General features: G+C 71.6%; 16 protein-coding genes. 4 read left to right on the forward strand and 12 right to left on the reverse strand.

Translation table 11 applies throughout. The features are described from left to right. Positions 1-134 precede the first annotated feature (134 nt). Genes ACT53R_RS10805 through ACT53R_RS10815 form a run of 3 tightly spaced genes read right to left on the reverse strand, consistent with a single transcriptional unit; the run spans position 135 to position 1853 of the window. A complete protein-coding gene (locus ACT53R_RS10805; RefSeq protein ID WP_476171880.1) occupies positions 135-644 on the reverse strand; it encodes a cupin domain-containing protein in 510 nt (169 codons plus the stop codon). Between the two features lie 2 nt (positions 645-646). After that, entirely contained in the window at positions 647-1039 is a 393-nt protein-coding gene (locus ACT53R_RS10810) for a VOC family protein (RefSeq protein WP_476171881.1), read from the reverse strand. A 31-nt stretch (positions 1040-1070) separates the two neighbouring features. Next, positions 1071-1853 carry an enoyl-CoA hydratase-related protein gene (locus tag ACT53R_RS10815; protein WP_476171882.1) on the reverse strand — a complete coding sequence of 261 codons (783 nt, stop codon included), beginning with the start codon at positions 1851-1853 and terminating at the stop codon, positions 1071-1073. A 191-nt stretch (positions 1854-2044) separates the two neighbouring features. Between ACT53R_RS10815 and ACT53R_RS10820 the strand changes: the two genes are divergently transcribed. From ACT53R_RS10820 to ACT53R_RS10835, 4 genes are all read left to right on the forward strand, one after another. Then, entirely contained in the window at positions 2045-2290 is a 246-nt protein-coding gene (locus ACT53R_RS10820; protein WP_476171883.1) for a FeoA family protein, read from the forward strand. Further along, entirely contained in the window at positions 2287-4146 is a 1860-nt protein-coding gene (feoB, locus tag ACT53R_RS10825) for a ferrous iron transporter B (RefSeq protein WP_476171884.1), read from the forward strand. The genes ACT53R_RS10820 and feoB overlap by 4 nt, the downstream gene beginning before the upstream one ends. A gap of 5 nt (positions 4147-4151) precedes the next feature. Beyond that, complete coding sequence (locus ACT53R_RS10830) at positions 4152-4394, forward strand: DUF6587 family protein (protein ID WP_476171885.1); 243 nt, start codon at positions 4152-4154, stop codon at positions 4392-4394. 121 nt (positions 4395-4515) lie between these two features. Then, on the forward strand, positions 4516-4905 hold the full coding sequence (locus ACT53R_RS10835) for a pilus assembly protein PilP (protein ID WP_476171886.1): 390 nt from the start codon (positions 4516-4518) through the stop codon (positions 4903-4905). A 69-nt stretch (positions 4906-4974) separates the two neighbouring features. Here the strand turns inward: ACT53R_RS10835 and ACT53R_RS10840 are convergent, their stop codons facing one another. The 9 genes from ACT53R_RS10840 to ACT53R_RS10880 all read right to left on the reverse strand — a co-directional run bounded on the left by ACT53R_RS10840 (position 4975) and on the right by ACT53R_RS10880 (position 14551). After that, on the reverse strand, positions 4975-5403 hold the full coding sequence (locus ACT53R_RS10840; protein WP_476171887.1) for a hypothetical protein: 429 nt from the start codon (positions 5401-5403) through the stop codon (positions 4975-4977). 65 nt (positions 5404-5468) lie between these two features. Next, positions 5469-5828 (reverse strand): hypothetical protein, encoded by a 360-nt coding sequence (locus ACT53R_RS10845; RefSeq protein WP_476171888.1) that lies wholly within the window; start codon positions 5826-5828, stop codon positions 5469-5471. A gap of 11 nt (positions 5829-5839) precedes the next feature. Further along, positions 5840-6358 (reverse strand): bactofilin family protein, encoded by a 519-nt coding sequence (locus tag ACT53R_RS10850; RefSeq protein ID WP_476171889.1) that lies wholly within the window; start codon positions 6356-6358, stop codon positions 5840-5842. Between the two features lie 105 nt (positions 6359-6463). Further along, positions 6464-8308 (reverse strand): hypothetical protein, encoded by a 1845-nt coding sequence (locus ACT53R_RS10855; protein ID WP_476171890.1) that lies wholly within the window; start codon positions 8306-8308, stop codon positions 6464-6466. Continuing rightward, complete coding sequence (locus ACT53R_RS10860) at positions 8305-9981, reverse strand: J domain-containing protein (RefSeq protein ID WP_476171891.1); 1677 nt, start codon at positions 9979-9981, stop codon at positions 8305-8307. Before ACT53R_RS10860 ends, ACT53R_RS10855 begins: the two co-directional genes overlap by 4 nt. After that, positions 9978-10832, reverse strand: coding sequence for a J domain-containing protein (locus tag ACT53R_RS10865; RefSeq protein ID WP_476171892.1), 855 nt, complete (start codon positions 10830-10832; stop codon positions 9978-9980). Before ACT53R_RS10865 ends, ACT53R_RS10860 begins: the two co-directional genes overlap by 4 nt. Positions 10833-10848: 16 nt before the next feature. Beyond that, positions 10849-11703: a J domain-containing protein gene (locus tag ACT53R_RS10870; RefSeq protein ID WP_476171893.1), complete on the reverse strand. Its 855-nt coding sequence runs from the start codon at positions 11701-11703 to the stop codon at positions 10849-10851. Further along, the gene (locus tag ACT53R_RS10875; RefSeq protein WP_476171894.1) at positions 11700-12869 is read right to left on the reverse strand and encodes a J domain-containing protein; all 1170 of its coding nucleotides are present in this window, start codon (positions 12867-12869) and stop codon (positions 11700-11702) included. Before ACT53R_RS10875 ends, ACT53R_RS10870 begins: the two co-directional genes overlap by 4 nt. Continuing rightward, positions 12866-14551 carry an Hsp70 family protein gene (locus ACT53R_RS10880; protein WP_476171895.1) on the reverse strand — a complete coding sequence of 562 codons (1686 nt, stop codon included), beginning with the start codon at positions 14549-14551 and terminating at the stop codon, positions 12866-12868. The genes ACT53R_RS10875 and ACT53R_RS10880 overlap by 4 nt, the downstream gene beginning before the upstream one ends. Positions 14552-14562 lie beyond the last annotated feature (11 nt).

The raw sequence follows: 14562 nt of genomic DNA on the forward strand, positions 1-14562 counted from the left end.
GCTGCGAATGCTCCATCCCCGTGCAGGTTCGGTGTGCAGGATGCAACCTCGTCGCGTGGTCCAACCCATCCCCACCCAAACCCTCCCCTTGAAGGGGAGGGCTTTCAAAGCCGGGGCGAGGTTCGCGGCCGGGCTCACTCGCCGTCCCAGTAGTCGAGGCCGTCGGTGGTGCGGCCGATGGTACGGAAGGCGCCGGGCGGCATGCCGGTCATGGCGAGGAACTTGCCGGAGTCCGGGTATTCGCAGATTTCCGGGAAATCCATGGTGCTGACCGCGAGGTAGCGCAGGTCGACGCTGCCGGTGTTGAACAACTGGTGCGCGGTCTCGGGGCCGCCGGGCGGGCAGGCGATGACGTCGCCGGCGCGCACCGGATGCACCGCGTCGCCGAGGCGCAGTTCGCCGGTGCCGTCGAGGATGAAGAACATCTCCTCGTTGACGTGGTGCGAGTGCTTCGGAAACGCGGCCTTGCCTGGTGCGACGATGGTGAGGTTGTAGCCCAGCCGGCGCGCGCCGACCTTCGGTCCGATCGGTCCGATGCGGCCGCCGAAGCGCTCGGTGGGCATGCGGTCGCTGCCGCGCTGGCGGGAGCGTTCGGCCAGGTCGATGGTCTCGACGTCGGCGATGTTGAGGATGGGCGCGGTCATGGTCACTCCGGGGCGTGGCACACGGCTTCGATGTTGTGGCCGTCCGGGTCCAGCACGAACGCGCCGTAGTAGTGCGGGTGGTAGTGCGGGCGCAGGCCCGGCGCGCCGTTGTCGGTGCCGCCGGCGGCGAGCGCCGCGGCGTGGAAGGCGTCGACCTCGGCGCGGGTCTTCGCGGTGAAGGCGATGTGCATGCCGTGGCCGCTGCCGCCGTTGCCCGTGCCGACCCAGAACTGCGGGCGGCCGCCTTCCGGGCCGAAGCCGCAGCCTGCGTAGCCGCCGCTCATCTCCCGCGTCACGTCCATGCGCACACCGATGCCCAGCGGGGCGAGCGCGCGTTCGTAGAAGGCGCGGCTGCGCGGGTAGTCGGCGACGGCGAACCCGAGGTGGTCGAGCATGGCGAGGCTCCGGTCGAAGGGCGCGGCGGGGTCAGGGCGCCCAGGCCGGCTTGCGCTTCTCCAGGAAGGCACCGATGCCTTCCTGGCCTTCGCGCGAGACCCGCAGGCGCGCGATCAGGTCAGCGTTGTCCTTGCCGAGCTTGTCGCGGTCGTGGCTGGCGACGACCCGGCGCACCAGCGCCTTGGCCTCGCTGGCGGCATGCGGGCCGGCGCGCAGCAGCAGGTCGAGCTGGCGGTTCACGGCGTCGTCCAGCGCATCGGCGGGCACGACTGCGTGCAGCAGGCCGATGCGCAGGGCCTCGGCGGCGTCGAAGGTCTCGGCGGTGGCGAACCAGCGCCGCGCCTGGCGCGCGCCGATGGCGTCGATCACGTAGGGCGAGATGACCGCCGGCAGCAGGCCGAGGCGGCTTTCGGTCAGGCCGAACTTCGCCTCGGGTACGCCGATGGCGATGTCGCAGCAGGCGATCAGCCCCACGCCGCCACCGAACGCGGCGCCCTGCACGCGGGCGAGGGTCGGGTGGGGCAGTTCGTCGAGCACCCGCATCAGCCGGGCGAGGGCCAGCGCATCGGTGCGGTTCTCGGCCTCGGTGGCGGTGGCCATCGACCGCATCCAGTTCAGGTCGGCGCCGGCGGAGAAGCTGGCGCCGGCGGCTTCCAGCACCACGGCGCGGACCGTGCGGTCCTCGCCGAGGGCGATCAGCGCCGTGGTCAGGGCGCCGATGAGGTCGGCATCGAAGGCGTTGTGCAGGTCCGGGCGGTGCAGGCGGAGCCGGACGACCGGGCCATTGCGGTGGTGTTGCAGCGAATCGGACATGCGTCGCGGCTCTCCTTGGCGATGCGCCGCATGATATCCGCTGACCCGGCGGGGGCGGTCATCCACGGCGCAGGCCGCGGCGACGGCAGGCGTGGCCGCCGCGGGTCCTACATGTCCGGAATTTGACCCGGATCGGTTTGCAGACAGGGACGCTGGTATAGAATGAGAACAATTCCTATTTGGGGGCGGGCGTGACGCTGACCGAACTGCAGCCCCGGACCGTCGCGGTGATCGACGCCGTGCAGGACCAGGGCCCGAACGACGCCATCGCGCGCCGCCTGCGCGAGCTGGGCTTCGTCGCGGGCGAGCCGGTGTCGGTGGTCGCGGCCGGGCCGTTCGGCGCCGAGCCGCTGCTGGTGCAGATCGGCTTCACCCGCTTCGCCCTGCGCCGCGCCGAGGCCGCGCGCGTCCAGCTGCGCAAGGCCACGACGCCATGAACGCCGCCGCGTCGACGCTGCGCCTGGCGCTGGTCGGGAATCCCAATTGCGGCAAGACCGCGCTGTTCAACTTGCTGACCGGCAGCCGGCAGAAGGTGGCGAACTACGCCGGCGTCACCGTCGAGCGCAAGGAAGGGCGGATGCAGTCGCCGTCGGGCCGCAGCTTCGTGCTGCTGGACCTGCCGGGCGCCTACAGCCTGAACGCCGCCAGCCTCGACGAAGCCGTCACCCGCGACATCTGCCGCGGCTTCTATCCCGGCGAACCGGCGCCGGACGTGCTGGTCTGCGTGGTCGACGCCACCAACCTGCGCCTGCACCTGCGTTTCGCGCTGGAAGTGCGCGAGCTGGGCCGGCCGATGGTGCTGGCGGTGAACATGATGGACGCCGCGCGGCGTCGCGGCATCGATGTCGACCTCGACGTGCTGCGTCGCGAACTGGGCGTGCCGGTGGTCGAGACCATCGCCGTGCATCGCGACGGCGGCCGCGCGCTGGTCGCGCAGCTCGACGCGATGGCCGAACACCCGCATCCGCCGGAGCAGCGCCTGGCCGCGGACACCGATCCGCACGCCGAAACGCGCCGCCTGCTGGAACTCGCGGTGCGCATGCCCACCCGCACCGCCCGCATCGACGACGCGCTGGACCGCTGGCTGCTGCATCCGGTGTTCGGGCTGCTGGCGCTGGCGGCGGTGATGTTCCTGATCTTCCAGGCGGTGTACGCCTGGGCGACGCCGCTGATGGACGGCATCGACGCCGGCATCGCCTGGCTGGGCGCGCAGGTCGGCGCGGCGATGCCGGCCGGGCCGCTGAAGAGTCTCGTCGTCGACGGCGTGATCGCCGGCCTCGGCGGCGTGATCGTGTTCCTGCCGCAGATCCTCATCCTGTTCGCCTTCATCCTGGCGCTGGAGGAATCCGGCTACCTGCCGCGTGCGGCGTTCCTGCTCGACCGCATGATGTTCAAGGCCGGCCTGTCCGGGCGCAGCTTCATCCCGCTGCTGTCCAGCTTCGCCTGCGCGGTGCCGGGGATCATGGCAACGCGCAGCATCCAGGACCCGCGCGACCGGCTGGCGACCATCCTCGTCGCGCCGCTGATGACCTGCTCGGCGCGGCTGCCGGTGTATGCGCTGCTGATCGGCGCGTTCATCCCGCGGCGCGAAGTCGCCGGCGTGCTCAACCTGCAGGGGCTGGTGCTGTTCGGTCTGTACGCGGCGGGCGTCGGCAGTGCGCTGCTGGTCACCTGGATGATGAAGCGCTGGCGGCGCGACCGTGGCGAGCACGCGCTGCTGCTGGAACTGCCGTCGTACCGCGTGCCGCAGTTGCGCGACCTCGCGATCGGCCTGTGGGAGCGCGCGGCGATCTTCCTCAAGCGCGTCGGCGGCATCATCCTCGCGCTGACCATCCTGCTGTGGTGCCTGCTGTCGTTCCCGGCGGCGCCGGCGGGCGCGCTCGGCCCGGCGATCGACTACAGCTTCGCCGGCCGCATCGGCCACGCGATGACCGTGGTGTTCGCGCCGCTGGGCTTCGACTGGCGCATCTGCATCGCGCTGATCCCCGGCCTCGCCGCGCGCGAAGTCGCGGTGTCCTCGCTCGCCACCGTCTACGCGCTGTCCGCCAGCGACGACACCGCGGCCGCGCAGGCGCTGTCGCCGCTGATCGCGCAGGACTGGTCGCTGGCGACCGCGCTGTCGCTGCTGGTCTGGTACATCTACGCGCCGATGTGCGTGTCGACGCTGGCGACGATCAAGCGCGAGACGCATTCGTGGAAGCAGATGGCCATCGCCGCGGGCTACCTGTTCGGCTTGGCGTACGTCATGTCGCTGCTGACGTACCAGATCGCCGTCGCGCTCGGCGCGGGGTGAATGCGATGACCGCCTCGCTCGCCGTGCAGTACGCGATCATCGCGATCGCCGTGCTGGTCAGCGCGTGGGTGGTGTTCCGCAAGCAGGCGCCGGGCGCCGCGCGCCGCCTGCGCATCGCGCTGGCGCTGCCGCTGGTGCGCGAAGGCCGGCCCGCGTGGCTGCGCGCGCTGGGCAAGCGGATCGCGCCCGCGCCGAAGGCCGCCGCCGGTTGCGCCGGTTGCGACGCCTGCGATGACGGCAAGGCCTGACGGCTGCCGTAGAGCGGAGCACAGCTCCGCTGCCCATCGTTTCCCCAGACGATCTGTCACTGCTGCCCCGCGCGGCACGTGCCACGTGGCAACATGACGCATCGATCTTGGAGGAGCTCCGATGTCGATTCGTCTGGCGTGGTGCCTGATGTCGGTCCTGTGCATTGCCACTGGTGACACAATGGCGACACGATTGAGGATGCCCTTGGAATGCTACGAGCGCGACGCGCTGCGCTACATCGATCATCGCGGGCATCACGCTGTAGTGCTTGCACCCGACGGTCGTCGGGTTGCGGTGAAGCCGGGCATGTATCTGGGGATGCGCGATGGCCGCGTGATCCGGGTCACGCGCGACGCGATCTTCATCGTCGAATTGGTTTCGGATGGAGAGCGCGACTGGCTGGAAGAACCGGTGACGATCATGCGTGAACCGGCCGGCGCCATCCGCCCGGTTCCGCCCGAGTTGGCGCGGAACGATTGTCTGCGTGACGATGGAATTTCCGGCCCTTGAGCGAACATCCTCGTCGCGCGTGCGGCGCGGTTCGGCGCGCGTGTCGTGGCGGCATGGCCCGGAAAAGGGTCATCGCAACTCGGTGTGGTCGCCGGTCGTGCCCCGCATCTTCCGGAACGGCCGCAGCAGCGCGCGCCGCAGCGCGGACACCGAATGGATGGTGGCGAGCAGGAAGTACAGCCACGCCTTCTGTCCGCGTCGCCGGATCACGAACACGTGCATGTGCAGGTTCGGCCGCTTGCGTACCAGCCCGCCGCTGTGGATGACCACGAACGAATGCGGATTGCCGGTGATGCCGCGCGACAGCGCGTGCGCCTCGCCCATGAAGAAGTCCATCACCGTGTAGTCGATGGCGGGATGGGCGGGGTTCGCCGGTTCGTGGCACAGCACGAAACAGTGGCGGCAGAACGGCATGGCGTACGACACGAGCCGGCATTCACGTTCGGCATAGCCCGGCGGGACAGTGATGCGGCGATGGCGGACCAGCGGATTGCGCATCTGCGGATCATGCCAGCGGGATCGCGCCATCGGCACTGCAGGGTGTCAAGCGAAGCGCGCCGCGCTCAGTGCTTCCGCGCCTTTGCGCCCTTCGCCTCGAACACTTCCACCGCGAGGCTGAAGCTGCGTTCGTCGCCGGCGTGCATCGCGCCGACGCCGACGACTTTGCGCGCGACCTCCTGGCCGCGGGCGTCGCGGATCACCACGACGACCGAGTACTCCCAGGCGTCGCCGTCGGCGGGGTGGCGGATGGTGCCTTCGACGTGCAGCGGCACCTGCGCCGGCGCCGCCGGGCCGGCGTCGCCGTCGTAGCGCAGGTAGTGCTTGCACGCGGGACAGACGACCGCACTTTCGAGGATCGTCGTCTTGCAGTGCGGGCACTCGCGGGTGGCGCCCGCGGTGCCGGGTCGGTGGGGCTGGCTCACGGCCGGGCCGCTCAGCCTTCGGTGGCGTCGGCCTTGGCGTCCGGCTTCGCGCCGCCGGTGGCTTCCCAGCCGCAGTCGACGTGGCCGCGGATCTTCGCGCCGGCGGCGACGGTCAGCGTGCCGGCCTTGATGTCGCCGATCAGCACCGCCGTTTCCAGCAGCTCGACGCGGGCGGCGGATTCGATGTTGCCTTCCAGCTCGCCCGCGACGACGACCTTCTTCGCGCGCACGCCGCCGTTGAGCTTGGCGCCGCGTTCCAGCGACAGGTCGCCCTGCACGTTGACCTCGCCCTTGAAGCGGCCGGCGATACGCACGTGGCCGGAGCCTTCGATCTTGCCTTCGATGGTCAGGTCGGCGGCGATCAGCGACTCCTTGGTGGCCGGGGCCGGCGCCGCGGCGGTCGCACCGGCGCGCGGGAAGGTGGCCGGCGCGAAATCGGTGTTGGCGGGGGGCGGGGTCGCGGCTTCGCGCGCGGCGAAGCTGGGCGTCTCGGCGTCCTTCTTGCTCGAGCCGGACTGGAAGATGGCCATGGGGGTGGTTCCGGTGATGCCGACGGCGCGCGGCGGGGGCCTCACCATAGCCGCCGCGAAGCTGTACCGCTGTGACTGGCGCAGCAGAACGATAGGCGGCGTCGTTCAGCGTGGCGCGCGTCGGCGCTGGCGGACGCGGTCGATGCCCCAGAACAGCAGCGCGACCGCGGCCAGCGCGGAACAGAACCACGGGCCGCCGGCATCGGAGATCGCCAGGTGGAACAGCGTGCCCACCATCAGCAGCAACAGCACGATCCGCAGCAGGCCCCAGCCGGCGTGCGCGTCCCAGTCGATGTGCGGCAGGAACGAACCGTTGCGCTGCGACTGGCGCAGGATCGACACGACCGCCGCGAACAGCGCGACCACGATCGCAAGCGCATTCACCGCCCCGGTCAGGCTGATGCCGACCCCCAGCAGCGCCAGCAGCGGCACCGCGGCGCGATGCAGCAGGCGCATCGCGCCCGCGGGCGGATCGTCTTCCGTCTGCCAGCGCACGAAATGGCGGATCGAGGCGTAGCCCAGCCACGCACCGAAGGTCGTGGCCAGCACGCCGCCGCCGATGCCGAAGTACAGGCCCCAGCCGCCTTCGTCGATCACGATCGGCAGGCTGATCACCAGCAACAGCGCGACCACGCCCAGCGCCGCCGCGAGGCAGCGCGAGAATGCCAGCAACGTGTGCGGCCACGACCAGCGCGTGTCGTCGGCCGCCTGCCGCCAGAAGCGCAGCGCGCGCGGATCGAAGCGGTCGCCCGGCGCATCGCCGAGCTGCTCGACCGCCTCCGCCACTTCGGCCACGCGTTGCCGCGACAGCAGGTTGCGGAACAAGCGCCACCACGACCAGCGCCGCAGCAGTTCCGGGTGGTACGCGGCTGCCAGACGCGCCACCACCGCCTCGCGCCGGCGCTGGTCGATGCGGGCCAGGGCGGCCTCGGTGCGCGCCGCGCCGTAGACCGGCCAGCCGCGCTTGACCGGGATCTCGATCTCGCCGTCGCCGGCCAGCTCGCGCGCCGCGACCCAGGCCGCGTGCAGCGTGGCGCGCAGTTGCTGCACCACCAGCGGGTCGTAACCGCTGTGCACGTCGTCGATCGCGAAGAACGCGACGATCACCTCGAACTGCACTTCGGGCACCGGCGGCAACTGCGTGCGCAGCAGGTCGAACAGGCCGCGGCCCAGCGCTGCCTTGCGCACGATCGACCACAGTGCCGGCTGTGCGCGCAGCCAGGCTTCGAACGTCGCCCGCGACCCGTTCGCGGCCAGCACCAGGCAGTCACGATGGAAGCGCGCCGGATCGAGCGGCGCTTCTTCCTCGGGTGGCGGTGGTGCGTGCGTTTCCGGCGGCACGTCCGCCGGGCCGCTCGATACCCGCAGGCGACGCCACGGGGGTGCGTCCTCGGCCGGCGGTGGCCCGGGCGGCGCATCCGTGACCCGCAGGCGCGGCGAGGGCGGTGGCGCGCCCGGCGGCACTGTGTCGGGCATCCCTGCCGCAGGCGGTGCTTCGCGGATGCGCAGGCGCGACGGTGCGGGCGGCGGCGACTCCTCGTCGGTCTCGCCGTCGTCTTCGGCCGGGCGGACGTGCAGGCGCGATGCGGGCGGCAGCGGCGGCAACGACGGTTGCAGCGGCGGTGCCTCGAAACGGAACGTGGCGCCACCCTCGAAGGCGGGCGGTGCTTCCTCCGCTTCCGGCGCTGGTTCCCGTGTCGGTTCCGGTGCTTCGATCGACGGCGCGACCGTCATGTCGACGACGTGGCCGACGACCGGCGATGGCGCAGGACGCGCCGGTCGCTGCTTCGCCCACTGCAACGCGGCCTGGTAGGCCTCGTTGAGCCGCTGGAAGCCTTCCGGATCCTCGTCCGGCCGCGTCGCCCTCAGCCGCGCGGCGTAGGCGCGCTTGATCGCGCGTTCGTCGGCATCCGGGCCGAGTCCGAGGAAGCGGAGGGCGTTCGGCGTCATGGTGTCGATTCCCGCGCGGCCGCCTGCCGCTGCGCCCGCAGGTCGGCGCCCCACAGCCACAGCGCGAACGCGGCGCAGGTCCAGGAGAGCACCGGGATGCCCCACGGCGACGTGGTCACGAAATGGCCGAAGGGGATCACGCCGATCATCAGGGTGAGGGCCAGCACGACCTGCAGCCATGGCCAGGGCGCGATCCGGCGGAACATCGCCATCCAGCCCAGCCCGCCGTTGCGCATGCGATAGCGATGCTGCGCGAGGGCCAGCGCCGCCGAGGCGGGCAGCACCGACCAGAAATACGGCGGCAGATTGCCCAGCACGAAGGCGGCAAGCAGCAGGGCCGGCACGGCCGCGCGATGCACGCCGCGCAGGACCGGATGCGCCGGATCGGCGCGTCCCTGCCAGCGCATCGCCCTCACGAACACCGTGATCGCCAGTGCTGCCATCGCGAACATCAGCAGCGTCCCGAAGAAGGTCGCGCCTTCGCTGCCGGCGGGCAGCCACCACCAGGCGAGGGCCAGCATCGCGCTGCCGCCGCCATAGACCAGCCATCGCACCGCGAGCACGATGCGGCGCGCCGTGGTCATCGGGCGTTCGCCCGACGCCGCGTCCAGCCAGAAGCGGGCGACGAGGCGATTGGTGCCCGGCGGCCAGGCGTCTTCGTCGAAGGACGACAGCAGTTCGGCGATGCGCCGCTCGCGCTCCAGGAACAGCGCGCGGAACAGGATGTTCGGCCACGACCATGGCCGGCGCAGTTCGGGATAGCGCGCCCAGGCGAGTGACGCCTGGTGCATGCGCTGCTGGCGCCGGGCCTCGGCGATCAGGGCGTGCCCGCGCTCGGTGCCGAACCGCGGCCATCCGCGTTCGTCGCTGGGCAGGGTGATCCGCGTGCCCGGGCGGCCGCCCCCCGCTGCGCGCCAGAGCAGGTCCATGTCGTCGGCGAGGCCCTGCAACGCCAGTGCGTCGTGGCCGCTGCCGATGTCGTCGAAGCCGAAGAAGGCGCAGAACACCGCGAAGTTGTCGTGCCGCACCGGCGGACGCTCGTGCGCGAACGCTTCGAGCAGCGAACGTCCGATCCGGGCCTTGTACTGCAGCGACAGCAGCAGCGGTTGGGCGATCAGCCAGGCACGGAAGCCCTCGGGGCTGGCGTTCGCCGCCAGTTCGAAGCAGGCGTAGTGGAACCGCACCAGGTCGTCCTGGCGTACGCGCTGCCCGGCCAGTCCCTGCGCTTCCCGCGGCTCGTCACGCGGGGCCGGCGGTGCGGATGGCTCGGGGAACGCCGGACGACTCGGTGGCATGCCGGGGGGCGGGCGTCGGAGGCGGTCGTCGCCCGTCGGCGGCGCTGGCGGTGGCGACCTCGCGTCCGGTTCGGCCTCGCCGGGTGGCGCCGGAGGGGCTTCGCCGACGCGGGCGTGCAGGAAAGGCTGCGGGTCGCTGAATCGGTCGTCATCCGGCTCCGCTGGCTGCGCGGGACCGGCAGTGCCGGCGTCGTCGCCGCCCGGCGGATGCCGCTGCCGCCACGCCAGCGCGGCCTGGTAGGCCTCGTTGAGCCGCTGGAAGCCGTCCGGATCCTCGTCCGGACGCGTGGTCTTCAGCCGCGCGGCGTAGGCGCGCTTGATCGCGCGCTCGTCGGCATCGGGTCCGAGCCCGAGCTGGCGCAGGGCATGCAGGCTCATGAGTGGCTGATCCCGCTGACGATGCGGCTGAGCAGGTACAGCCCGAGCAGGATCGGCCACAGCGGGATGCCGCCGCCGCTGCCGGTGCGTGCGCTGGCGGGGCGGCGCGGGGCGCCGTCCGCGGGGCGCGACATGATCCGCTCCCAGTCGGGGCCGTCGCGCAGGGCGTTCTCGCGCAGCCGGTGCAGCGCGGCTTCGAGCCGCTGCGTGCGCGGGCTGACGGTGTCCAGCCCGAAGAAGCGCAGCGCCTCGTCGAGGTGTTCGCGGCGCATCGGCGGGACGCCGGCGAGGAAATGCACCAGCGGCACCGCCATCGCGTCCTTCAGCGCCATCGCGTACAGCGCCTCGTGGCCGAGCAGCCATGTGCGGAAGGCGGCCACCGGCTCGCGCCCTGCGCGAGCATGCAACTCGCGGAAGAACGCATCCATGTCGAACATCGGCGCCGCGGCGGGACCGTTCGCCGGAAACGCATCCGGTGCGGGCCCCTGCGTCCGCCAGCGCACGGGCGGCAGCGGCGGCGGAACGGGAGATGGCGGCATCACCGGGGCGTCGGCAGGCGCGGCGTTCGGCACGGGAGGCGGCGCGTCTGCGGCGGCTTCCGGCACGGGGACGCGTGCCCCGGGATCGAATGCCGGCAGACCGGATGGCGAGGGATCGAGTGCCAGCGGTCCGCGCACGGATTCCCGCGCGGCGCACTGTGCCAGTGCCGCTCGGTAGGCGTCGTTGAGCCGCTGGAAGCCTTCGGGGTCTTCGTCCGGGCGCGCGTGTTTCAGCCGTGCCGCGTACGCGCGCTTGATCGCGCGTTCGTCGGCGTCGGGCGGAAGCCCCAGCAGGTGGAAGGCGGTCGGCATGCGTCGGTGATCCGGATCAGTGGCGGCCATCCATCAGGCTGGACAGCATCAGCAGGAAGATGATCGTGCCCAGCAGCCACAGTCCGAAAGCCCCTTCCTTGTGCGGGCGCGGTTTGCGCGCCGGATCGAACTCCAGCCGCGACCAGTCCTGTTGCGTGCCCGGCAGCACCGGCGGCCGCTGGCCCGGTCGCCACATCGATGTCCCCGACAGCGGCGCCACGTTCGACGCGTCCGCTGACGGCGTTTCCTGCAACTGGCCATTCCTGCGCGCCTCGCGCCACAGCGCGTGCAGTTCCGCGCGCAGCTCGCGCATGGCGAGGAAGTCGTGGCCGGCATGCAGGTCGTAGTAGCCGAAGGCCTTCGCGAGTGTCTCGAAGTTGTGGTCGGCGACCGGCGGCCGCTCGTGCGCCATGGTCAGCAGCAACATGCGGCCGAAGCGGGCCTTGCCATCGAGCGACCACAGCGACGCCTGACCGTCGAGCCACGCGATCAGCGGCAGATGGTCCCAGTTCGCGGCGAGCCGCAGGCAATGGGCGATGTCGGACGCCTCGTCGTCCGGTGCCATCGTCGCGGGGGCGGGCGTCGATGGCGGGGGCGGCACGCGGTGCGGTATCCGCGGGCTGCGTGCCGGCGGTTGCTCCGGGGCCGCGGACGCGTCCTGTGCAGGCGTCGGGGCCGAGGGGCGGATCGGCGGGACGGCGGCGCGTCCGGCGCAGTGTTCGAGCGCGGCCTGGTAGGCCTCGTTGAGTCGCTGGAAGCCTTCGGGATCCTCGTCCGGCCGCACGCGCTTCAACTGCGCGGCGTAGGCGCGCTTGATGGCGCGCTCGTCGGCGTCGGGGCGCAGGCCGAGGGCGGCGAACGCCCAGTTCACCCCAGCCTCGCATAGACGAAGGCCGCGCACAGGCCGGCGAACAGCCGTGCGCCCATGCCCGGAAGCAGGTCGAACAGGCCGGCGACCGGTCCGGCCAGCACACCGCAGATCGCCAGCGCGACCAGCGTGCGCGCGGCCAGGAATCCTGCGCGCGGCCACGACCACGTGCGCGCGTCGCCCGCTGCCAGCCAGAAGCGCACCTGCGGCGCGGAGACGGTGTCGGGCAGCGCGTCGCCGGTGTCGCAGCCGAGTTCGGTCAGCACACCGCGCAGCCGCTGCGGGTAGCCCGGTCGCAGCAGGCGTCCGACATCGCGCCATCCGACCGCGTGCCCGGCCAGCAGGTGCGGGTAGTCGTGTTCGGCGACCTGCGCGATCCAGCGCCCGCGACGCGCGCGCTCGGCGTCGTCGGCGGCGTCTTTCTCCTGTGCCGCGCGCTGTTCCGCGCGATGCCTGCGCGCGAGTCGATGCTCGGCCGCGCCTTCGCTCCACGGCGGCGGATCCGACGGGCGGATGCCGTCGCGGAAGCGTTCGTCGCGGATCTCGATCCACGCATCGTCCATCGCCTCGCGCAGCGCCATCAGGCCGGCGTGATCGAGGCCGGCCTCCACGCGGTCGAAGCCGAAGAACTCGGCCAGCGCATCGAAGTTGGCGCGCGGCATCGGCGGGACCCGCGCTTCGAACACCGCGAGCAGGCGCGCACGGAAGCGCGGCTTCTCGGCCAGCGACCACCAGACCGGCTGGTCCGGCAGCCATTGCCGCAGGTCGGCCGCCGAGCCGTGGAACGCCGTGCGCAGCGCGAGATCGATCCACATCTCCGGATCGTCCCACGCCACCTTGCGCCCGCCGAAGAACGGGCGGTATGGCGCGCTGGGCGTCGATGCGGGCGTCGACTCGCGAGCCGGCGCCACCTTCAGGCGCGGCGGCGCGGTCGCGTCGATCGTGGGGCCGGTGTCCGTCGCGACAGGCACGACCGGTGCGGCGCCGCCACCGCGCGCCGCCAGGCCGCGGCATTGCGCGAGCGCCTCCTGGTAGAGGTCGTTGAGCTGCTGGAAGCCTTCGGGGTCCTCGTCCGGACGCGTGGTCTTCAGCCGTGCCGCGTACGCACGCTTGATCGCGCGCTCGTCGGCATCGGGCGGCAGGCCGAGGGCCGCGAACGCCGAGGTCACATCGAGGTTTCCAGCATGTCCAGGGCTTCGGCGAACTGCACGCGCTGGCGGGCGATCAACGCGTTGTCCTGCGTCTCCAGCGCCGAGCGGAAGTGCACGATCCACTCCTGCAGGCGGTCGCGCTCGTGCAGGTATTCCTCGTACATGCGCTCGGCGCGGCTCAGCAGTGCGATGTTCTCCTGCTGGTCGCGTGGATGCACCTTCAGGTCCGACAGCGCCGCGAGCCGCGCGCGGATCTCCTCCGGCGTCAGCAGGCCCGGGTTCTGCTCCAGCACCAGCTCGTGCTTGCGCTGGGTGGCGTGCTCGGTCACTTCCACCTGCAGCAGGCCGTTGATGTCGTAGGTGTAGCGCACGGTCACGCTGTTTTCTTCGCGCGAACGCCGCGGGTCCAGCATCAGGCTGATCTCGCCCAGCTTGATGTTGTTGGCGACCAGCGGGTTCTCGCCCTGGTAGATGTCGATCGTCAGCCGTTCCTGGCGGTCGTGCATCGGCGAGAACGAATCCTCGCGGCTCACCGGCACGGTGCTGTTGCGCAGGATGATCGGATGGAAGAACCCGGTCTGTACCTGGCCGTTGGCGTCGCGCTTGGCCACTTCGGTGCCGAGCGTGTACGGGCAGACGTCGGTGAGGATGATCTCCTCCAGCTTCGCGTCGCGCCGCTTCAGGCCCGAGGCCACCACTGCGCCCAGCGCGATCGCCTGGTCGGGGTTGATGTGGCGCAGCGGCAGCCGGCCGAACATGCGCGACACCAGCCGCGAGACCAGCGGCATGCGGCTGGCGCCGCCGACCAGCACGATCTCGTCCAGCTGGTCCGGCTGCAGCCGCGCGTCGCGCATCGCGCGCTCGATCGGCCCGCGCATGCGCTGCACCAGTGGTTCGGCGAGCGATGCGAAGCGCGCCTCGTCGACGGTCCAGTCGTACTGCTTGTCGCCGATCTGCGCCTGGAACGTGCTTTCGCCGGTGCCCAGTTCGCGCTTGAGCTTCTCCATGCGCCGGCGCACCTGCGCCATCTCCGCGGCCTTCAGCGCGCGCGGACTGAGCGAAGCGTCGGCGAGGAACGCGTCCACCAGCACGTCGAGGAAATCCTCGCCGCCGAGGAAGTTGTCGCCGGCGCTGGCGTGTACTTCGAACACGTTGTCGAAGCATTCCAGGATCGACACGTCGAAGGTGCCGCCGCCGAGGTCGAACACCAGGAACCGGCCTTCGCCCTCGCGGTTCTGCAGGCCGTAGGCCAGCGCGGCCGCGGTCGGTTCGTTGATCAGCCGCTCCACCCGCACGCCGGCGATCTCGCCCGCGGCGCGCGTGGCCTTGCGCTGCGCGTCGGAGAAATACGCCGGCACGCTGATCACCGCCTCCTCGACCTTCTCGCCCAGCGCCGCTTCGGCGTCGGCGATCAGCGCGCGCAGCACCAGCGCCGAGAGGTCCTCGGGCCGGAACGCGCGGTCGCCGAGGCGCGTCTCGCGCGGCGTGCCCATCCAGCGCTTGAACGCGGCGACGGTGTGCTGCGGATGGCTGATCAAGCGGTCGCGCGCGGACTGGCCGACGAGGATGCGATCGCCGTCGACGCTGACTACCGATGGCGTCAGCAGTTCGCCGAGCGCATTGGGAAAGAGGACGGGGCCGTCTTCGCGATACGCGCCGACGAGGGAATGCGTGGTGCCGAGGTCGATGCCGACGATCATGGACGATGGGA

Source organism: Lysobacter sp. DMC104 (assembly GCF_056313665.1).